Origin of the sequence: Streptomyces spirodelae (genome assembly GCF_017676385.1) — a bacterium.
GTDB classification, from domain to species: Bacteria; Actinomycetota; Actinomycetes; order Streptomycetales; family Streptomycetaceae; genus Streptomyces; species Streptomyces spirodelae.
Window position 1 is genome coordinate 200435 of sequence record NZ_JAFFZN010000008.1, and the last position, 17775, is coordinate 218209.

Consider the following 17775-nt stretch of genomic DNA (forward strand, 5'->3'; position numbering starts at 1 on the left):
TCGTACTGCTGCGGCGGCACCCGGCGCACGACGCGAAGCCGGTTCCGGCGGTAGGGGCATGACGGGTCGGCCCCGATCCAACCTGTTCACCCTGCCGACATGAAGTCCCCCAGGGAACGAAGCACTGCGCGCGCTGCAAGAAGCAGATCTACCTCTGAAGGGCGGCGGATGTCACCTTCAGGCGCCCCGACTCGTCCAAGAGGTGGACACTCAACTGCCGTTCCCGCAAGAAGGAGCCTCCGTGTTCACCGCTTACCTCGTGGTCACCCTTCTCACCTCCGTCGCCAACGGGGCGGCCGCCATCGCCAACTTCATCGGCCACGACTACCCCAAGAGCCAGGCTGACAAGTTGGGCGTGCCCCGGTCTTGGATGCTTCCCCTGGGCACACTGCTGGGGGCGGGCGCGCTGGGGTTGTTGGCCGGGTTCGCCGTGCCGGTGCTGGGCGTGCTCTCCGCCGGCGGGCTCGTGCTGTACTTCCTCGGTGCGTACGGTGCGCACGCGCGGGTCCGTGACCGTCAGCTGGGGCCGTGGGCCGTGTTCTTCTGCCTGGCGGTGGCCGCCCTGGCCCTGAACCTGGCCCACCACGGTTACTGGTGAGCTGAGGGCACGCCCCGTCAGGGGCGCGGGGAACGATCCGGCGCCGCAGTCGCGACCACCAGGCGGCACCGCGGGGAGCCGTCGTCGCGGCGTCCGAGTTCAGGGAGCGGCCGCAACGCCACATCGAAGCCCGCGGCCAGCAGATCGCGGTGGACTTCGGCCAGCGGCCAGGTGCGGTAGTACATCACGAACGGCGGCCGCCACACCGCGTTCCGTACCCGCATCGCCGCGTCGAAGCCGAGCAGCGTCCAGTACGCCGCCGTGCCGGGGCGCTGCGGCGCCGTCATCGGGAACGCGAACGTGCCGCCCTCCCTCAGGGCCGAGCGCACCTGCGCGAACAGGTGCGGGCGTTCGGCGGGGAGGAAGTGGCCGAACGCGCCGAAGCTGACCACCAGGTCGAAGGTTCCGGGCCGGAACGGCAGCGCGTGCGCGTCGCCGCGCACCCAGTGCGGGGCGGGCGGCGGGGTGGTGGCGTATGTGTATCTGGCTTCCGCGAGCATGCCGCTGCTGAAGTCCACACCCACCGTGCGGCCCGTGCACACCTCGCGGAGCACCTGGGTGCCCGCGCCGGTGCCGCAGCACAGGTCGAGCCCGTCGGCGTACGGGCCGTGCTGCTTCAGGGCGCGGGTGGTCGCGGCCAGGATGTCGTCGGGGGTGCGGTAGGAGGTGTGGTCGAACTTGGGCGCCAGGAGGTCGTAGCCGCGCTGGACGGACGAGAGCGCTTGGCGCGCCAGCTCGGGGAGGGTGGGCCGCTGGGTGGTCACCCGCCCCACTGTAGGCGGGCAGAGATCACCGTTTGGCCGCGGCCCGTACGTACTCGCGGTTCATCGCGGCGATGGACGGCATCGGGATGCCCTTGGGGCAGGCCGTGGCGCACTCGCCGGTCAGGGTGCAGCCGCCGAAGCCCTCGGCGTCCATCTGCTCGACCATCCCCAGCACCCGGCTCTCCCGCTCGGGGGCGCCCTGCGGCAGTACGTTCAGGTGGTTCACCTTGGCGGAGGTGAACAGCATGGCCGAGCCGTTCGGGCAGGCGGCCACGCAGGCTCCGCAGCCGATGCACTCGGCGTGCGTGAAGGCCGCGTCGGCGGCCGGCTTGGGCACCGGCGTGGCATGGGCCTCCGGTGCCGCGCCGGTCGGCGCGGTGATGTAGCCGCCCGCGCCGATCACCCGGTCGAACGCCGACCGGTCCACGACCAGATCCCGTACGACGGGAAAGGCAGCGGCCCGCCACGGCTCGATGTCGATGGTGTCGCCGTCGGCGAAGTGCCTCATGTGCAGCTGGCAGGTGGTGGTGCGCTCGGGACCGTGCGCCTGGCCGTTGATGACCATTCCGCAGGCGCCGCAGATGCCTTCGCGGCAGTCGTGGTCGAAGGCGACCGGCTCCTCGTCGCGCTCGATCAGCGTCTCGTTGAGGGTGTCGAGCATTTCCAGGAACGACATGTCGGGGGAGATGCCGGACACCTGGTAGGTGCGCATCTCGCCGTCCGCCGAGGCGTTCTGCTGGCGCCAGATCCGCAGGGTGAGGTTCATGTGTAGCTCCGCTGGGTGGGGTGGACGTACTCGAAGTCGAGGGCCTCCTTGTGCAGCACGGGAGCAGCGCCGACGCCGGTGAACTCCCAGGCGGCGGCGTAGCCGAACTCCTCGTCCTGGCGGGCCGCCTCGCCGTCGGCCGTACGGGACTCCTCGCGGAAGTGGCCACCGCAGGATTCGGTGCGGTGCAGCGCGTCCAGGCACATCAGCTCGGCCAGCTCCAGGTGGTCGGCGACCCGGTTGGCCTTCTCCAGCGACTGGTTGAGGGCCTCGCCGGAGCCGGGCACCCTGATCCGCTGCCAGAACTCCGCACGCAGTTCGGGGATGCGCTCCAGTGCCTTGCGCAGCCCTTCCTCCGTACGGGACATCCCGCACTCGTCCCACATCAGCTCGCCCAGTTCGCGGTGGAAGGAGTCGGGAGAGCGGTCGCCGTTGTTGGACAGCAGGGCGTAGAGGCGGTCGGTGACGGCGAACACCGCCTCGTGGACGGCCGGATGGTCCGGATCGACGTCTTCGTGTGGGTGACGGGCCAGATAGTCGCCCAGTGTCGCGGGCAGCACGAAGTAGCCGTCCGCCAGGCCCTGCATCAGCGCGGAGGCACCGAGCCGGTTGGCGCCGTGGTCGGAGAAGTTGGCCTCCCCGACGGCGAAGAGGCCGGGGACCGTGGTCATCAGGTCGTAGTCGACCCACAGCCCGCCCATCGTGTAGTGGATGGCGGGGTAGATCCGCATGGGGCGGGTGTACGGGTCCTCGGCGGTGATCCGCGCGTACATCTCGAAGAGGTTGCCGTACTTCTCCTCGACGGCCGCGCGGCCCATCCGGGCGATGGCGTCGGCGAAGTCGAGGTAGACGCCCTGACCGCCGGGGCCCACTCCGCGCCCCTCGTCGCAGACGTTCTTGGCGGCGCGGGAGGCGATGTCGCGGGGGACGAGGTTGCCGAAGGAGGGGTAGAGCCGCTCCAGGTAGTAGTCGCGCTCGTCCTCGGGGATGTCCTGCGGCGGCCGGTCGTCGCCGGCCGCCTTGGGCACCCAGATGCGGCCGTCGTTGCGCAGCGACTCGCTCATCAGCGTCAGCTTGGACTGGTGGTCGCCGGAGCGCGGGATGCAGGTGGGGTGGATCTGGGTGAAGCAGGGGTTGGCGAAGTAGGCGCCCCTGCGGTGCGCGCGCCAGACGGCCGTCGCGTTGGAGTTCTTGGCGTTGGTGGACAGATGGAAGACGTTGCCGTAGCCGCCGGTGGCCAGCACCACCGCGTCGGCGAAGTAGGTGTCGATCCGGCCGGTCAGCAGATCGCGCGCGACGATGCCGCGCGCCCGCCCGTCGACGACGATCAGATCCAGCATCTCCGTACGCGGGTGCATCTCCACGTTCCCTGCGGCGATCTGCCGCGAGAGCGCCTGGTAGGCGCCGAGCAGCAGCTGCTGTCCTGTCTGGCCGCGCGCGTAGAAGGTGCGGGAGACCTGGACGCCGCCGAAGGAGCGGGTGTCCAGCAGCCCGCCGTACTCGCGGGCGAACGGCACGCCCTGCGCCACGCACTGGTCGATGATCTCGGTGGAGATCTCCGCCAGCCGGTGCACATTGGACTCGCGGGAGCGGAAGTCGCCGCCCTTGACGGTGTCGTAGAAGAGGCGCTGCACCGAGTCGCCGTCGTTGCGGTAGTTCTTCGCCGCGTTGATGCCGCCCTGCGCGGCGACGGAGTGCGCCCGGCGCGGGGAGTCCTGGTAGCAGAACTGGACGACGTGGTACCCGGCCTCCGCCAGGGTGGCTCCGGCCGAGCCGCCCGCCAGCCCCGTGCCGACGACGATCACGGTGTACTTGCGGCGGTTGGCCGGGTTGACCAGCTTCGCCTCGAAGCGGCGCCGGTTCCAGCGCTGCTCGATGGGACCGTCCGGCGCCTTGGTGTCGGCGATCGCCTCGCCGGTCCGGTAGTCCTGGTAGTCCGCGTAAGGGGTACTCAATTCACCACTCCCGTCATGACGCCGATCGGTACGGAGAGGAAGCCGGCGGTGATCACCAGCGCGAGGAGAGTGGCGCCGGCCTTGAGCAGCCGTGCGGCGCCGGGTCGGGTCACCCCGAGGGTCTGCGCCGCGCTCCAGAAGCCGTGCCGGATGTGCAGTCCGACGGCGAGCATGGCGACGCTGTAGATGACGTTCGCGTACCAGTTCTGGAAACCGGCGACGATGTTCTCGTACGGGTGGCCCTCCTGGCCGCGTGGATTCACCGTGCCGGTCGTCAGGTCGAGGACGTGCCAGACGATGAACAGCGCCAGGATGATCCCGCCCCAGCGCATGGTGCGGGTGGCGTAGCTCGCCTGCCGCCGCTGGTGCTGGTACTTGACCGGGCGGGCGGCGATGTCGCGCCTGCTGAGCTGATAGGCGCTGACGCCGTGCAGTACGACGGCCGCGAGCAGCACCACGCGCGCGATCCACAGGAACCAGCCGTGCCGCAGCAGTGGCTCACCGAGGGTGCGCAGCCAGTGCGCGTAGCCGTTCATCTCCTCGGGGCCGAAGAAGACCTTCAGGTTCGCGAACATGTGCACGAGCAGATAGGCCAGCATCAGCAGCCCGGTGACCGCCATGACCGTCTTCTTGCCGATCGTGGAGCCCCACAGGGTGCGCACGAAGCCACCCCGCGGCCGGTCCGGTGGCCGGGGTCCGGGGCGCTGGGAGTGGGGAGTACGGGTAACCGTCGCCATGGTCATGAAAGGTAGGTACGGAGCCCGGCATCAGTCCAAGACATAGTACGGCTGCGAACGATAGTCCTTGCCTATCGCGAATCCGTATGCTTGCCGTATGCAGCTCCAGCAGCTCCGCTACTTCGCCGCGGTCGCCGACACCCGCCACTTCACCCGGGCAGCGCAGCGCGAGCACGTCGCACAGCCCTCCCTCTCCCAGCAGATCCGCTCCCTGGAGCGGGAGCTGGGCGCCGAGCTCTTCCACCGCGCACGCGGCCACATCTCGCTCACCGACGCGGGTGAGGCCCTGCTGCCGCTGGCCCGCCGCATCCTGGCCGACACCGAGACGGCACGCCGAGAGGTGCAGGAGGTGGCACAGCTGCGGCGCGGGCGGGTACGGCTGGGAGCCACCCCGAGCCTGTGCGCCAGCCTCGTCCCGGACGTCCTGCGCGCCTTCCACGAGCGGTACCCGGGTGTGGAACTTGTCGTGCACGAGGACGGCTCCCAGGACCTGGTGCGGGTACTGGCGGCGGGCGAGCTCGACCTGGCCCTGATCATCACCCCGCTCGCAGCGCAGGGCCCGGTGCTGGCCACGGCCGAGCTGCTGAGCGAGGAGCTGGTCGTCGTCTCCGCGCCGGACGCCCCGGCCCCGGTGCGCCGCTCCGGCTCCCGCTCCCGTATCCACGTGGAGGACCTGCGGGACCGCCCGCTGGCGATGTTCCGGCGCGGGTACGACCTGCGGGAGCTGACCGTAGCCGCGTGCCGCGAGGCGGGCTTCGAGCCCGTCTTCGGCGTGGAGGGCGGCGAGATGGACGCCGTCCTCGGCTTCGTCCGCGCGGGCCTCGGGCTGGCCGTCGTCCCCCGGATGGTCGCGGACCGCTCCGGCCTGCGGGTCACCCGCTTCGCGGCGCCGGGACTCCACCGCACCATTTCGGTGGCCCACCGCGGCGATGTTTCTCCGACCCGCGCGGCACGGGAGCTGCAGCTCATTCTGTCGGAGCGCCTTTCTGCCGAGTAGGGGCTGCCCCGGTTGGTTGCTTGCGGGCCGCGGGCGCTTTGTGGCTGGTCGCGCAGTTCCCCGCGCCCCTGACGGGGCGCGTCCCCCTCACCGAGTTGCCGTCGCGGCGTCAGCGATCCGCTGGGCCATCGGCGACGGGTCGGCGCCCAGCTGTACGGGGGTGAGCGCCCAGACCAGGCGGCGTTGCTGGTCGCGGGTGGCGAACATGCCGGAGGCGTAGCCGTACTGCTCGCCGGTCTTGCCCCACAGGGTGACGCCGTTGACCGTGGCCGTCTGGAGCCCGGTGCTGTAGCGCGCGGGGCTGCCATCCAGCATCCGTACGTGCTTGGGCGGCAGGGTGAACATCTTCCGCAGCTGCCGCTGCGGCAGCAGCGAGCCGGAGAACAGCGCCGACAGGAAGCGGTGCATGTCGCCGGTGCTGGTGACGATCTCGCCGTCCGCGTGCGCGACGGACATGTCGAACTCGGTGATGTCCGCGAGCGTGCCGTCGCTCAGCTCCAGACAGCCGTGCATGTGCGGGCCCCGGATGCGGCGAGGGTTGCCTTCGGCCGACGGGATCGAGGTGTGGCCCAGCCGCAGCGGACGCAGGATGCGCTCCCGTAGCTCGATGCCGTACGGCTGCCCCGTCACCTGCTCGATGACCAGCGCCGCCAGTACGTAGTTGATGCCGCGGTACTCCTGCCTGGTGCCCGGGCGGAACTTCAGCTCGCCGCCGGTGACCGTCGCCACGAGCTGCTGCGGGGTCCACCGGTCGAACCGGTGCCGCAGTACCGCCTCCGGGGTGCTCATCTCCGGCAGTCCGACGTGGTCGGGCAGCCCGCTGGTGTGGTCGAGGAGCTGCGCCACGGTGATCGCGCCGAAGCGCTCCGGGAGCAGGGCGGGGAGGTAGTGCCGTACGGGGGACTCCAGGCGCAGCCGCCCCTCGTCGGCGAGCTGGAGGGCTGCCGTGGCCACGAACGCCTTGGTGACGCTGCCCGCGCGGATCTTGTCGTTGAGCCCGACGGGCCGCCCCGTCGCCGGGTCCGCCACCCCCGAGGTGCCGTACCAGCGGCCGGCCGATCCGCTGACCCTGAGCTGGGCGCCGGACGAGCGGGGGTGGTCCAGATCGTCGATGGCGGCGCGCAGCGCTCCGGCGTCGGGCGGGGGCAGCGTGGTGCGCCCGCCCTCACCCTTGCTGTCGGCGGCGGCGACCGGCACCGGGGTGCCGAGGGTGGCGACCGCCGCGCCGGAGGCCACTCCGGCGAGGAGGACCCGGCGGGAAGGGCGGCGTCGGGAGACGGAGGTCCGGATGCGGGGGAGCGGCGAAGGAGTCATGCTTCCACCTTCGCGGCCGGGCGCCCCGGCTCCATCCGGGAACACCCTGACCCGTCCCTGTACCCGTCGCCGGGCACCCTGCGGGGTGGACTCGGGGGCGCAGGTGGGGGCGCACGCCATCTGCGTACCCGGCATGGGCCCCACGGGCTCACTCGGATGGTTCGCCGGTGCTGGGGCGATCCGCGAGCTTGAGCCAGGCGACGCCGGCGATGATGACGGCGAGCCATCCGGCCTTGGCCGGGGTGAGGGTTTCATCGAAGAACGCGGGGCCCAGCAGTGCGGCTCCGGCGGCGCCGATGCCCGCCCATACGGCGTAGCCGATGCCGACATCGATGCTGCGCAGAGCCAGGCTGAGGGTCCAGAGCGTGAGCAGGAAGAACACGACGGCCACGATCGACCATGACCAGACGGTGAAACCGTGACTGCCCCCGACGGAGAGGGCATACCCGATCTCGAAGACTCCGGCGAGGAGCAGGGTGAGCCAGGCGATGCGGGAGAAGCGCGGCTGTGCCGACATGAGGCTTCCTTCTGTAGGTGACTTCTGTGGGTGCGTGGATGTGCCGGGGAGGGGAGGAGGGTCACGCGGTGCCGGTGAGCTGGAGACCGACGACTCCGCCGATGACGAGAACGATGCCGATGGCTTTGCGCCAGGTGAGGCGCTCTCCGAAGAGCAGCGCGCCGAGCACGGCGATACCGACCCCGGCGAGCGAGGTCCACAGCGCATAGCCGACGCCGACGTCGAAGGTGAGAAGCGCTCGGCTGAGGAAGTAGGTGCCCAGGCCGCCGGTGACGAGCGTCGCGAGGGTCCAGCCACGGTGGGCGAAGCCTTGGGCCTTGCCCGCGCTGATCGCGACAGCGATCTCGAAGACGGTGGCGATGGCGAGGTCGAGCCAGTGCATGAGGGAGTCCCTTCAGGAGTCCTTTGAAAGGGCGGAGGACGCGGGGTCCGGCGAGGGGAGGCCGCGCAAGCGCAGGTAGATGGCGAACGGATCGAGCCGGCCGGGCACCGCTCGGTGCTCGACATGGCGGCGGGAATGGGCCACGGCGTCGGCGAGGAGCCCGGTGAGAGTGTCGCCGCCGGTCATGACGCGTCCGCGGCGGCGTCTGCGTCGAGGGCGCGTGCGATCACGCCTTCGGTGGCCACCCCCTGGATGCGTCGGCGCCCGATGACGAGGGTGGGCACGACCGTGATCCCCATGGCGGCGGACTCGTCCAGCGCCAGCCGGTGCCGTCGGGCGTAGGCGTCGTCGTCCAGCGCATGGAGGTAGCCGACGCGGTCCAGACCGACATCGGTGGCGAGGTCGGCCAGCGTATCCCTGTCGCCGATGTCGCGGTTCTCCTGGAAGAAGGCCGTCATCACCCGCCGGTGATAGGCGTGTGCCGCACCGCGCGCGGCGGCGTACTGAGCCCCTTGGAAGGCCAGGGCGGTGTACGGCTGCGGTGAGATGCTCGGCAGGTTCATCGGCACCTGGTGGCGCCGCGCCATCGGGTGGACAGCCCGGGTCCAGATGTCGGGCAGATACGGGTCCTCGGGCCGCAGTGTCGGCGTCGGGTGGGGCCGGAGCTCATGCGCGTGATGGACGACTTCGACATCGGCCCGGTCGGCGATGGCGCGCTCGATGAGTTCGTCGGCGATCAGGCAGAACGGGCACACATAGTCCGACCACACATGGATCTGCTTCATGGAGACCTCCTCATGAGGCCGCACACGGTTCGGTGCGGCCACATGAGGGTCGGACTTCACACCGGTGTCAGGTGCAAGACTGGGTGCGAAGCCGGGTCATGGGCAGGAGGCATGGTGCGTATCGGAGAACTCGCGCAGGCCACCGGTGTCAGCGCTCGGTCCTTGCGCTACTACGAAGAGCAAGGTCTCATCCGTTCCAACCGCACGGTGGGAGGATGGCGGGACTTCGACGCGTCGATGACCGAGCGCGTCGTGCTGATCCAGCATCTGCTGGCCGCGGGCCTGTGCAGCGCCACTATCGGTGAACTGCTGCCCTGCCTGGAGGCGCCCCCTGAAGAGCGCACCGGGGTCATGGAGGCGCTCCTGGCCCAGGAGGTGCGACGGCTCGAGGCCAAGCGACGCGACATCGACCGCGAGCTCGAGGTATTGCAGACGCTGAGGCGAGACGTCGGCGAGCGAACGGCGGGGGAGCCGTAGCTCCCCCGCGTGTCCGGCTGGGAACCTCCTGCCCCGCCCCTGGGCTGGTGCCCGGCACGGGTGCTGGGCTTGCCCACCCTGCTCCCGCAGCCCGCAACCAACAGCCAGGGGCACCCCTCCCCGGCCCCTACTGGCCCAGGTTCGCCTGGGTCAAACGGGCGAGGGCGTCCTTGTCGCCGTCCAGCTCGACATCCGCGTGCTCCTGCCGGCCGGAGGCGAACAGCAGGAGCTCCGAGGGGGCCCCGACGGCGGTGACGACGGGCGTGCCCCGATTGGCGACGGCCGTCTGCCCGTTGGGCCGTCGCAGCACCAGGCCGACCGGCGACTTGCGCCCGTACATCCGGGCCGCCGTCTCCAGGCGGCGCCACAGCGCGTCCTCGAAGACGGGATCGAGCTGACGGGGCGACCAGTCGGGCTGCGCGCGGCGCACGTCCTCGGCGTGGATGAAGAACTCGACCGTGTTGGCCGCCTCGTCCACCTGCTTGAGCGCGAAGGGGGAGATCCGCGGCGGTCCGGTGCGGATGAGCTGGATGAGTTCGTCGTACGGCTTGGCGGCGAACTCGCTCTGCACCCGCTCGAGTCGGGGCGCGAGCTGCTTGATCAGCAGTCCGCCCGCCGCGTCGCCGCGGCGCTCCCGTACGACGGTGTGCGCGGCCAGGTCCCGGGTCTTCCAGCCCTCGCACAGGGTGGGCGCATCCGGGCCGTGCGTTTCCAAGAGATCGGCGAGCAAGAGGCGTTCACGCTTGGCATGGGTCGACATGACTGCAAGCGTACGGCGGGTAGCAGAGCTGTGGGTGCCCGTGCGTGTGCGAGGTGTGTCGGCGCGGGCGTGGGGGACAATGGGACGCATGTCCCAGGAGATCGCTCTCGACCCCGCCGTCGCCGCCCGACTCAAGCGCAACGCGGACGGGCTGGTGCCCGCCATCGCCCAGCAGTACGACACCAAAGAGGTGCTGATGCTGGGGTGGATGGACGACGAGGCGCTGCGCCGCACCCTCACCTCGGGGCGGGCCACCTACTGGAGCCGCAGCCGGGGCGAGTACTGGGTCAAGGGTGACACCTCGGGGCATGTGCAGCGGGTCAAGTCCGTGGCGCTCGACTGCGACGCCGACACGGTGCTGGTGCAGGTCGACCAAGTCGGCGCGGCCTGTCACACGGGCAGGCGGACCTGCTTCGACGCGGACGTGCTGCTGCCGTCGGACCAGTAGGGTGAGGGCCCATGACGGCCCCTGACCTCGCAACCTTCCGGACGCTCGCCAAGGACCGGCGGGTCATCCCGGTGACCCGCCGCCTGCTGGCGGACGGCGACACCCCCATCGCCCTGTACCGCAAGCTGGCCGCGGAACGCCCGGGGACCTTTCTGCTGGAGTCGGCGGAGAACGGCCGCACCTGGTCGCGCTACTCCTTCATCGGCGTACGCAGCGACGCCGCGCTCACCGTGGGCAGCGACGGCCAGGCGCGCTGGCGGGGCACCCCGCCCGTCGGCGTACCCACCGAGGGCGACCCGCTCGCCGCGCTCCGCGAGACGGTGGCGGCCCTGCACACCCCCCGCGACCTGCACCAGAGCGGAGACCTGCCGCCGTTCACCGGCGGAATGGTCGGCTACCTCGGGTACGACATCGTCCAGCGTCTGGAGAAGGTCGGCCACCATCCGGACACGGTGGACGACCTCGCGCTGCCCGAGCTGACGATGCTGCTCACCTCCGACCTGGCCGTCCTGGACCACCGTGACGGCACGGTGCTGCTGATCGCCAACGCGATCAACCACAACGACCTGGACACCGGTGTGGACGAGGCGCACGCGGACGCCGTACGGCGGCTGGACGCGATGGCCGCCGACCTGGCTCAGCCGGCGCCTCTCGAGCCGGTGGCGCTGCCGCCGTCCGAACTCCCCGACTTCGAGGCCAGGTCGGGCGGTGCCACCTACCGGGGCTGGGTCGAGGACATCAAGGAGCGCATCCGCGGCGGCGAGGCGTTCCAGGTGGTGCCCTCGCAGCGGTTCGAGGCCCGCTGCGAGGCGAGCGCGCTGGACGTCTACCGGGTGCTGCGGGCCACCAACCCGAGCCCGTACATGTACCTGCTGCGCCTCGACGGCTTCGACATCGTCGGCTCCAGCCCCGAGGCGCTGGTCAAGGTGGAGGACGGCCGCGCGATGATGCACCCCATCGCCGGCACCCGGGCGCGCGGGGCGACCCCGGGCGAGGACACCGCGCTGGCCGAGGAACTGCTGGCCGACCCGAAGGAACGTGCCGAGCACCTGATGCTGGTCGACCTGGGCCGCAACGACCTGGGACGGGTCTGCGAGCCCGGCAGCGTCGAGGTGGTCGACTTCATGTCCGTCGAGCGCTACAGCCACGTGATGCACATCGTCTCCACCGTCACCGGGCAACTGGCCGAGGGGCGTACGGCGTTCGACGCGCTGACGGCCTGCTTCCCGGCCGGCACCCTCTCCGGGGCGCCCAAGCCGCGTGCGCTGCAGATCATCGAGGAGCTGGAGCCGACCAGGCGCGGCGTCTACGGGGGCTGTGTCGGATATCTCGACTTCGCGGGCGACTCCGACACCGCCATCGCCATCCGGACCGCGCTGCTGCGCGACGGGACCGCGTACGTCCAGGCAGGTGCCGGTGTGGTCGCCGACTCCGACCCCGAGGCCGAGGACACCGAGTGCGCCAACAAGGCAGCCGCGGTGCTCAGGGCGGTCCGGACCGCCGAGCGGCTCGGGGGTAGCGTGGAGGGGTGACTTCTACAACCCCCGCACGCGCCGGACGTGCCGCGCTGGCGGTCGCACTGCTGAGCGGCGCGGTGGGCGCGGCCCTCGCGCTGGTCTCCGCAGGGCAGACATGGAGCGAGTCGACGGCCAGGTTCGCCCAGGGCGAGGTGCCCGTCAGCGCCGAGGGCGGCGACGTCACCGGCCTGCCCAGCGCGCTGGCGCTGGTCGGTCTCGCCGCGCTCGTCGCCGTCTTCGCCGTGCGGCGCAACGGGCGCCGCGTCGTCGCGGGACTGCTGGCCCTGTGCGGTGCGGCGGTGCTGGCCTCGGCGCTGGTCGGGGCCGAGGACACCGATGCGCTGGCCGCCGAGGCCGCCAGGACCAGTGGTCTCTCGGACAGTGGGCTCGGTGACGCGGTCACCGTCACGGCCTGGCCGTATGTGTCGGCAGCGGGCGGTGTGCTGCTCCTGGTTGCCGGGTTGCTGGCGTTGCGGTACGGCAGTGGGTGGCCGTCGATGTCCGGGAGTGCCCGTTATGAGCGCACACCGTTGCGGCAGCGTGCCTCGCGCGCTTCGCGCGTGCCGCGCGTTGATCCGGATCGCCCTGAGGACCTGTGGAAGGCGCTGGACCGGGGTGAGGACCCCACGCACGGCACCGCCTGAGGCGTTCGCCTTTCCGGGTAGGGGGGTGCCCCTGGCTGTTGTTCGCGGGTGCGGCTGCGTTTGTGGCTGGGCGCGCCAGTTCGCCGCGCCCCTCCGGGCGCGGCACGGGGACCCCCGCGGGAGCATGTGCGGTGCGAAGAGAGACAATAGGCGGCGAACGGGCCGGGTGGCCCCACCACATGTTGTGACTCAAGGAGCATTCATGGCGCACAGCCACGGACACACCCCGGCCGCCTGGACCGGCTCGATCATCGCCTTCGTCGGTTTCTGCGTCGCCTCCGCTTTCACGGTGATGGCGCAGCCCGCCGGTGTGATCGCGGGGCTGGTCATCATCGGAGCGGGCGCTGTGATCGGCGGCATCATGCGGGCCGCGGGGCTCGGCCAGTCGAAGTCCTCCGGCCTGACAGCCGAGCAGGCGCGGGCCCACAAGCTGGCGCACCAGCAGGCGCACCAGACCCGGACCGAGGCACACTCCTGAGCGACCGGCAGCACGCCGCGACAGTGCGGCACCGCCTCACCCGAGCGGTGCCGCGTCTGGCCGCGCCCCTCGGCACCCTGGCCGCGGCGGGCGCGGCCTTCGCCTATGTGGCCGCCGTCGACCCCAATCAGCCCGGTCACTACCCGGCCTGCCCCTTCCTGACCGTCACCGGTCTGTACTGCCCCGGCTGCGGCGGGCTGCGCAGCGCACACGCCCTGGCACATGGCGATCCGGTCGCCGCGCTGGGTGCGAACCTGCTCGCCGTCCTGCTCTTCACCGGCTTCGCGCTGGGCTGGCTCCACTGGGTCACCCGCCTGGCGCGGGGCCGTGCCTACTCCTTCCCGGTACGGCTGCGGGCCTGGCACTGGTCGGCCGCCGGGGCGCTGCTGGTGGTCTTCTCGGTTGTCCGGAATACGCCCCTCGGCACGGGGCTGGCCCCCTGACCGGACCCGTCCGGACGGCCACCAGGGCGGTGATTTGTCCGCTATATGGGACCGTATGCAACCGGATGCGGGACCTCCGCGCCGTGGCGGATACCATCGCAGTGCCCCACCCCAAGCCAGCAAGGAGGCCGCTCGGTGAGTGTGCTCGACGAGATCATCGAAGGCGTGCGTGAGGACCTCGCCGAGCGGCAGGCCCGCGTCAGCCTCGAGGAGCTCAAGGAGCGCGCGGCCCGGGCGCCCCAGGTCAAGGACGGACTGGCGGCCCTCAAGGGCGACAGCACGGCCGGGGTCAGGGTGATCTGCGAGGTCAAGCGCTCCAGCCCGTCCAAGGGCGCGCTGGCGGCCATCGCCGACCCGGCAGGGCTCGCCGCCGACTACGAGGCGGGCGGCGCCGCCGTCATCTCCGTTCTCACCGAGCGCCGCCGCTTCGGCGGTTCGCTGGCCGATCTGGAGGCCGTACGCGCCCGGGTGGACATCCCCGTGCTGCGCAAGGACTTCATCTTCTCCTCCTACCAGCTGTGGGAGGCCCGCGCCTACGGCGCCGATGTGGTGCTGCTGATCGTCGCGGCGCTGGAGCAGGAGGCGCTGGTCTCCCTGATCGAGCGCGCCGAGTCCATCGGCCTCACCCCGCTGGTCGAGGTGCACGACGAGGACGAGGCCGAGCGGGCGCTGGAGGCGGGCGCGAAGATCGTCGGCATCAACGCGCGGAATCTGAAGACGCTCGAGGTGGACCGCGGCAACTTCACCCGGATCGCCCCCGAGATCCCCGACCACATCGTCAAGGTCGCCGAGTCCGGCGTCCGGGGCCCGCACGATCTGATCGCGTACGCGAACGAGGGGGCCGACGCCGTACTCGTGGGGGAGTCGCTGGTGACCGGCAAGGACCCGCAGACCGCGGTCTCCGATCTCGTCGCAGCCGGTGCCCACCCGGCGCTCCGGCACGGTGGCAGGGGCTGACGCCCGATGACCGCTGTCGTCTCCCTGTGCTCCCTCGCGCTGGCGCGCGGGTGCCGGCCCCGCGGCTGCCGGGCGCCCGCGCGGCGGGTGCGGGGGCGGTCGGTCCGCTATCACATCGGTTGCGAACCGGGTGTGATCCGCGGTCGGCGATGGCGCTGACCTCCCCCATGCCTTCCGCTCTCTGCTGAGGGGCTGCCCACTCCGGCTGCCCTTCCGTGCAGCGGGGTGCCTTCGGTCCCGGAGGCGCCCGGAGGGCTGGGGACCAAGCCGTCACGTCAGTCCGAGCCAAGGAGCAATGTCGGTATGTCCGACTTCTTCATCCCCGACCCGGAGGGTCACAGCCCCAGCGTCGCCGGTTACTTCGGCGCGTTCGGTGGCAAGTTCATCCCCGAGGCCCTGGTGGCCGCCGTCGACGAGGTGGCCGCCGAGTACGAGAAGGCGAAGGCCGATCCGGCCTTCGCAGCCGAGCTGGACGAGCTGCTGGTCAACTACACCGGCCGGCCCAGCGCCCTGACCGAGGTGAAGCGGTTCGCGGAGCACGCGGGCGGCGCCCGGGTCTTCCTCAAGCGCGAGGACCTCAACCACACCGGCTCGCACAAGATCAACAACGTGCTGGGCCAGGCCCTGCTCACCAAGCGCATGGGCAAGCCCCGGGTCATCGCGGAGACCGGCGCGGGCCAGCACGGCGTGGCAACCGCCACCGCGTGCGCCCTCTTCGGGCTCGAATGCACCATCTACATGGGCGAGATCGACACCGAGCGGCAGGCGCTGAACGTCGCCCGGATGCGGATGCTCGGCGCCGAGGTCGTGCCCGTCACCTCCGGCAGCCGCACTCTCAAGGACGCCATCAACGAGGCGTTCCGCGACTGGGTGGCCAACGTGGACCGGACCCACTACCTGTTCGGCACGGTCGCCGGGCCGCACCCCTTCCCGCAGATCGTGCGCGACTTCCACCGTGTGATCGGCGTCGAGGCGCGGCGGCAGATCCTGCAGCGCACCGGGCGGCTGCCGGACGCGGTCGCCGCCTGCGTGGGCGGCGGCTCCAACGCGATCGGCCTCTTCCACGCCTTCCTGCCCGACACGGACGTGCGGCTCGTCGGCTTCGAGGCGGCCGGGCACGGCGTGGACTCCGGCGAGCACGCGGCCACCCTGACCGCCGGTGAGCCGGGCATCCTGCACGGCTCGCGCTCCTACGTCCTCCAGGACGACGAGGGCCAGATCACCGAGCCGTACTCGATCTCGGCCGGGCTCGACTACCCGGGCATCGGTCCCGAGCACGCCTTCCTCAAGGACAGCGGGCGCGGCGAGTACCGGCCGGTCACCGACGAGGCGGCGATGCGGGCGCTGCGGCTGCTCTCCGAGACGGAAGGCATCATCCCGGCCATCGAGAGCGCGCACGCGCTGGCCGGAGCGCTCGATCTGGGCAAGGAGCTGGGCGGGGAGGGCATCGTGCTGGTGAACCTCTCCGGCCGCGGCGACAAGGACATGGACACGGCCGCGCGCTACTTCGGCCTGCTGGACGGAACGGACGGTACGGACGAGAAGCAGGGGGAGCAGGCATGAGCGGGGCAAGCGGAAACGTCGCACTGCTGGAGCAGACCCTGGCACGGGCCAAGGCCGAGAACCGGGCCGCGCTCGTCGGCTACCTCCCGGCCGGCTTCCCCACCGTCGAGGGTGGCATCGCGGCCTGCACGGCGCTGCTGGAGAGCGGCTGCGACGTGGTCGAGGTGGGCCTGCCGCACAGCGACCCGGTGATGGACGGCCCGGTCATCCAGACGGCGGACACCATCGCGCTGCGGGGCGGGGTGCGGATCGCGGACGTGCTGCGTACGGTCCGCGAGGCGCACGCGGCCACCGGCAAGCCGGTGCTGGTCATGACGTACTGGAACCCCGTCGACCGGTACGGCGCCGAGCGCTTCGCCGAGGAGCTGGCGGCGGCGGGCGGCGCGGGCTGCATCCTGCCCGACCTGCCGGTCGAGGAGTCCGAGGGCTGGCGGAAGGCCGCCGAGCAGGCCGGGCTCGGCACCGTCTTCGTCGTCGCGCCCAGCAGCCAGGACGCGCGGCTGGCCCGGATCACCGCGGCGGGCAGCGGCTTCGTGTACGCCGCGTCGCTGATGGGCGTCACCGGGACGCGGGAGTCGGTGGGCAACGAGGCCAGGGACCTGGTGGCCCGGGTGCGGTCCACCACCTCGCTGCCGGTCTGTGTCGGGCTCGGCGTCTCCAACCCCGAGCAGGCGGCGGAGGTCGCCGCCTTCGCGGACGGGGTGATCGTCGGCTCGGCGTTCGTCAAGCGGCTGCTGGCCGCCGACGACCTGGAGGCGGGCCTCGCGAGTGTCCGCGAGCTGGCCGCGGCCCTTGCGGAGGGCGTCCGCCGATAGCGGCTGTGGCCCCCCGGCCCGGCCGGGGGCCACCCCTTTCGAGGGAACATCCCTTTTGAGGGAAAAAGAGCGCTGTGCGCTCATCGAGGCTGAGCCCTCTCGTTGGGTCGGGCGTGATGAGCCAGAACAGCAACGACGGCGACAAGCGCTCGGCCCGCGAGCGCCTGCGGGCCGAGCGGGAGCGGGACAAGGTCGCCGAGCGCAGGCGGCGCCAGTTCAAGGTCGCAGCGGTGGTGGTCGGCGTGCTGGCGGTGGCCACCGCCGTGGGCGCCACTGTGGCAGGGCTGGGCCGGGAGGAGGCGGGCAGCCAGTCGGCGAAGCCGGTCACGGTCGGGCAGCGCAGCGCCCCGGCGAAGCTCACGGTCTACGAGGACTTCCGCTGCCCGGCGTGCGCGCAGTTCGAGAACGCTTTCCGCTCCACGGTCAAGAGCCTCCAGCGCGCCGGCAAGCTCAAGGCCGAGTACCACCTGGTGACGCTCATCGACGGGAACATGGGCGGCCGGGGCTCCCGGGAGGCGGCCAACGCGGCACTGTGCGCCAGGGACAAGGGGAAGTTCGCCCAGTACCACGACGTGCTGTACCAGAACCAGCCCAGCGAGCAGAAGGACGCCTTCGCCGACACCGGCCGGCTGATCCGGCTGGCCGGGAAGGTGGACGGGCTGGTCGACGCCTCCTTCAAGGAGTGTGTGACCAGCGGCCGGCACGAAGCGCAGGTCAAACGCTCCGACGAGGCGTTCAACGAGTCCGGGCACCAGGGGACGCCCACTGTTCTGCTGGACGGCAAGAACCTCTACGGCGATCAGTCGAACCCGCTGACGCCGGACCGGCTCCGAAAGCTGGTCGAGGCCAAGAGCTAGC

At 71.4% G+C, this 17775-nt stretch carries 23 protein-coding genes; 13 read left to right on the top strand and 10 right to left on the bottom strand.

The features are described 5' to 3' along the window. Positions 1 to 241 precede the first annotated feature (241 nt). Positions 242 to 598, top strand: a complete 357-nt coding sequence (locus JW592_RS11695) for a DoxX family protein (RefSeq protein ID WP_209264903.1) — start codon at positions 242 to 244, stop codon at positions 596 to 598. Between the two features lie 17 nt (positions 599 to 615). On the opposite strand, the gene JW592_RS11700 is transcribed toward JW592_RS11695, so the two are convergent. The 4 genes from JW592_RS11700 to JW592_RS11715 are packed head-to-tail and all read right to left on the bottom strand — an operon-like array spanning position 616 to position 4826. Then, positions 616 to 1362 carry a class I SAM-dependent methyltransferase gene (locus JW592_RS11700; protein WP_372446492.1) on the bottom strand — a complete coding sequence of 249 codons (747 nt, stop codon included), beginning with the start codon at positions 1360 to 1362 and terminating at the stop codon, positions 616 to 618. A 25-nt stretch (positions 1363 to 1387) separates the two neighbouring features. After that, positions 1388 to 2128: a succinate dehydrogenase/fumarate reductase iron-sulfur subunit gene (locus JW592_RS11705; protein WP_209264905.1), complete on the bottom strand. Its 741-nt coding sequence runs from the start codon at positions 2126 to 2128 to the stop codon at positions 1388 to 1390. After that, the gene (locus tag JW592_RS11710; protein WP_209264906.1) at positions 2125 to 4083 is read right to left on the bottom strand and encodes a fumarate reductase/succinate dehydrogenase flavoprotein subunit; all 1959 of its coding nucleotides are present in this window, start codon (positions 4081 to 4083) and stop codon (positions 2125 to 2127) included. Before JW592_RS11710 ends, JW592_RS11705 begins: the two co-directional genes overlap by 4 nt. Further along, entirely contained in the window at positions 4080 to 4826 is a 747-nt protein-coding gene (locus JW592_RS11715) for a succinate dehydrogenase cytochrome b subunit (protein ID WP_209264907.1), read from the bottom strand. Before JW592_RS11715 ends, JW592_RS11710 begins: the two co-directional genes overlap by 4 nt. A 91-nt stretch (positions 4827 to 4917) precedes the next feature. Between JW592_RS11715 and JW592_RS11720 the strand changes: the two genes are divergently transcribed. Then, complete coding sequence (locus tag JW592_RS11720) at positions 4918 to 5817, top strand: LysR family transcriptional regulator (protein WP_209264908.1); 900 nt, start codon at positions 4918 to 4920, stop codon at positions 5815 to 5817. A gap of 87 nt (positions 5818 to 5904) precedes the next feature. Here the strand turns inward: JW592_RS11720 and JW592_RS11725 are convergent, their stop codons facing one another. The 5 genes from JW592_RS11725 to JW592_RS11745 all read right to left on the bottom strand — a co-directional run bounded on the left by JW592_RS11725 (position 5905) and on the right by JW592_RS11745 (position 8815). Beyond that, complete coding sequence (locus JW592_RS11725; RefSeq protein WP_209264909.1) at positions 5905 to 7131, bottom strand: serine hydrolase domain-containing protein; 1227 nt, start codon at positions 7129 to 7131, stop codon at positions 5905 to 5907. A 148-nt stretch (positions 7132 to 7279) separates the two neighbouring features. Continuing rightward, on the bottom strand, positions 7280 to 7648 hold the full coding sequence (locus JW592_RS11730; RefSeq protein ID WP_209264910.1) for a DMT family transporter: 369 nt from the start codon (positions 7646 to 7648) through the stop codon (positions 7280 to 7282). A 61-nt stretch (positions 7649 to 7709) separates the two neighbouring features. Beyond that, positions 7710 to 8030, bottom strand: a complete 321-nt coding sequence (locus JW592_RS11735; protein ID WP_209264911.1) for a DMT family transporter — start codon at positions 8028 to 8030, stop codon at positions 7710 to 7712. A 12-nt stretch (positions 8031 to 8042) separates the two neighbouring features. Then, positions 8043 to 8216 (bottom strand): hypothetical protein, encoded by a 174-nt coding sequence (locus JW592_RS11740; RefSeq protein WP_209264912.1) that lies wholly within the window; start codon positions 8214 to 8216, stop codon positions 8043 to 8045. Next, positions 8213 to 8815 carry a DsbA family oxidoreductase gene (locus JW592_RS11745; RefSeq protein WP_209264913.1) on the bottom strand — a complete coding sequence of 201 codons (603 nt, stop codon included), beginning with the start codon at positions 8813 to 8815 and terminating at the stop codon, positions 8213 to 8215. The genes JW592_RS11740 and JW592_RS11745 overlap by 4 nt, the downstream gene beginning before the upstream one ends. A 114-nt stretch (positions 8816 to 8929) precedes the next feature. On the opposite strand from JW592_RS11745, the gene JW592_RS11750 reads away from it, so the two are divergent. Next, on the top strand, positions 8930 to 9292 hold the full coding sequence (locus tag JW592_RS11750; protein WP_209264957.1) for a MerR family transcriptional regulator: 363 nt from the start codon (positions 8930 to 8932) through the stop codon (positions 9290 to 9292). A gap of 127 nt (positions 9293 to 9419) precedes the next feature. On the opposite strand, the gene JW592_RS11755 is transcribed toward JW592_RS11750, so the two are convergent. After that, entirely contained in the window at positions 9420 to 10052 is a 633-nt protein-coding gene (locus tag JW592_RS11755; protein ID WP_209264914.1) for a TIGR03085 family metal-binding protein, read from the bottom strand. An 88-nt stretch (positions 10053 to 10140) separates the two neighbouring features. On the opposite strand from JW592_RS11755, the gene hisI reads away from it, so the two are divergent. The 10 genes from hisI (at position 10141) to JW592_RS11800 (ending at position 17774) form a co-directional block, all read left to right on the top strand. After that, positions 10141 to 10500: a phosphoribosyl-AMP cyclohydrolase gene (hisI, locus tag JW592_RS11760; RefSeq protein ID WP_209264915.1), complete on the top strand. Its 360-nt coding sequence runs from the start codon at positions 10141 to 10143 to the stop codon at positions 10498 to 10500. Positions 10501 to 10511: 11 nt separating this feature from the next. Continuing rightward, positions 10512 to 12032, top strand: a complete 1521-nt coding sequence (locus tag JW592_RS11765; protein ID WP_209264916.1) for an anthranilate synthase component I — start codon at positions 10512 to 10514, stop codon at positions 12030 to 12032. Beyond that, positions 12029 to 12661 (top strand): TIGR02234 family membrane protein, encoded by a 633-nt coding sequence (locus tag JW592_RS11770; RefSeq protein ID WP_209264917.1) that lies wholly within the window; start codon positions 12029 to 12031, stop codon positions 12659 to 12661. Before JW592_RS11765 ends, JW592_RS11770 begins: the two co-directional genes overlap by 4 nt. 202 nt (positions 12662 to 12863) lie before the next feature. Further along, a complete protein-coding gene (locus JW592_RS11775) occupies positions 12864 to 13139 on the top strand; it encodes an HGxxPAAW family protein (protein WP_209264918.1) in 276 nt (91 codons plus the stop codon). A 23-nt stretch (positions 13140 to 13162) separates the two neighbouring features. Continuing rightward, positions 13163 to 13582 (top strand): DUF2752 domain-containing protein, encoded by a 420-nt coding sequence (locus JW592_RS11780; RefSeq protein ID WP_307805380.1) that lies wholly within the window; start codon positions 13163 to 13165, stop codon positions 13580 to 13582. Positions 13583 to 13717: 135 nt separating this feature from the next. After that, positions 13718 to 14539: an indole-3-glycerol phosphate synthase TrpC gene (gene trpC / locus JW592_RS11785; RefSeq protein ID WP_209264919.1), complete on the top strand. Its 822-nt coding sequence runs from the start codon at positions 13718 to 13720 to the stop codon at positions 14537 to 14539. A 6-nt stretch (positions 14540 to 14545) separates the two neighbouring features. Beyond that, complete coding sequence (gene trpM / locus JW592_RS33575; RefSeq protein ID WP_372446494.1) at positions 14546 to 14698, top strand: tryptophan biosynthesis modulator TrpM; 153 nt, start codon at positions 14546 to 14548, stop codon at positions 14696 to 14698. 144 nt (positions 14699 to 14842) lie between these two features. Beyond that, positions 14843 to 16102: a tryptophan synthase subunit beta gene (gene trpB / locus JW592_RS11790; protein ID WP_209264920.1), complete on the top strand. Its 1260-nt coding sequence runs from the start codon at positions 14843 to 14845 to the stop codon at positions 16100 to 16102. Continuing rightward, the gene (gene trpA, locus JW592_RS11795; protein ID WP_209264921.1) at positions 16099 to 16917 is read left to right on the top strand and encodes a tryptophan synthase subunit alpha; all 819 of its coding nucleotides are present in this window, start codon (positions 16099 to 16101) and stop codon (positions 16915 to 16917) included. The genes trpB and trpA overlap by 4 nt, the downstream gene beginning before the upstream one ends. A gap of 116 nt (positions 16918 to 17033) precedes the next feature. After that, on the top strand, positions 17034 to 17774 hold the full coding sequence (locus tag JW592_RS11800) for a DsbA family protein (RefSeq protein ID WP_209264922.1): 741 nt from the start codon (positions 17034 to 17036) through the stop codon (positions 17772 to 17774). Position 17775: the final 1 nt, after the last annotated feature.

Excerpts from the sequence above, each read along its gene's own strand:
- JW592_RS11705 (WP_209264905.1), bottom strand. The coding sequence starts at position 2,128 with ATGAACCTCACCCTGCGGATCTGGCGCCAGCAGAACGCCTCGGCGGAC.
- JW592_RS11715 (WP_209264907.1), bottom strand. The coding sequence starts at position 4,826 with ATGACCATGGCGACGGTTACCCGTACTCCCCACTCCCAGCGCCCCGGA.
- JW592_RS11720 (WP_209264908.1), top strand. The coding sequence starts at position 4,918 with ATGCAGCTCCAGCAGCTCCGCTACTTCGCCGCGGTCGCCGACACCCGC.
- JW592_RS11725 (WP_209264909.1), bottom strand. The coding sequence starts at position 7,131 with ATGACTCCTTCGCCGCTCCCCCGCATCCGGACCTCCGTCTCCCGACGC.
- JW592_RS11730 (WP_209264910.1), bottom strand. The coding sequence starts at position 7,648 with ATGTCGGCACAGCCGCGCTTCTCCCGCATCGCCTGGCTCACCCTGCTC.
- JW592_RS11735 (WP_209264911.1), bottom strand. The coding sequence starts at position 8,030 with ATGCACTGGCTCGACCTCGCCATCGCCACCGTCTTCGAGATCGCTGTC.
- JW592_RS11740 (WP_209264912.1), bottom strand. The coding sequence starts at position 8,216 with ATGACCGGCGGCGACACTCTCACCGGGCTCCTCGCCGACGCCGTGGCC.
- JW592_RS11745 (WP_209264913.1), bottom strand. The coding sequence starts at position 8,815 with ATGAAGCAGATCCATGTGTGGTCGGACTATGTGTGCCCGTTCTGCCTG.
- JW592_RS11755 (WP_209264914.1), bottom strand. The coding sequence starts at position 10,052 with ATGTCGACCCATGCCAAGCGTGAACGCCTCTTGCTCGCCGATCTCTTG.
- hisI (WP_209264915.1), top strand. The coding sequence starts at position 10,141 with ATGTCCCAGGAGATCGCTCTCGACCCCGCCGTCGCCGCCCGACTCAAG.
- JW592_RS11765 (WP_209264916.1), top strand. The coding sequence starts at position 10,512 with ATGACGGCCCCTGACCTCGCAACCTTCCGGACGCTCGCCAAGGACCGG.
- JW592_RS11775 (WP_209264918.1), top strand. The coding sequence starts at position 12,864 with ATGGCGCACAGCCACGGACACACCCCGGCCGCCTGGACCGGCTCGATC.
- trpM (WP_372446494.1), top strand. The coding sequence starts at position 14,546 with ATGACCGCTGTCGTCTCCCTGTGCTCCCTCGCGCTGGCGCGCGGGTGC.
- trpB (WP_209264920.1), top strand. The coding sequence starts at position 14,843 with ATGTCCGACTTCTTCATCCCCGACCCGGAGGGTCACAGCCCCAGCGTC.
- trpA (WP_209264921.1), top strand. The coding sequence starts at position 16,099 with ATGAGCGGGGCAAGCGGAAACGTCGCACTGCTGGAGCAGACCCTGGCA.
- JW592_RS11800 (WP_209264922.1), top strand. The coding sequence starts at position 17,034 with ATGAGCCAGAACAGCAACGACGGCGACAAGCGCTCGGCCCGCGAGCGC.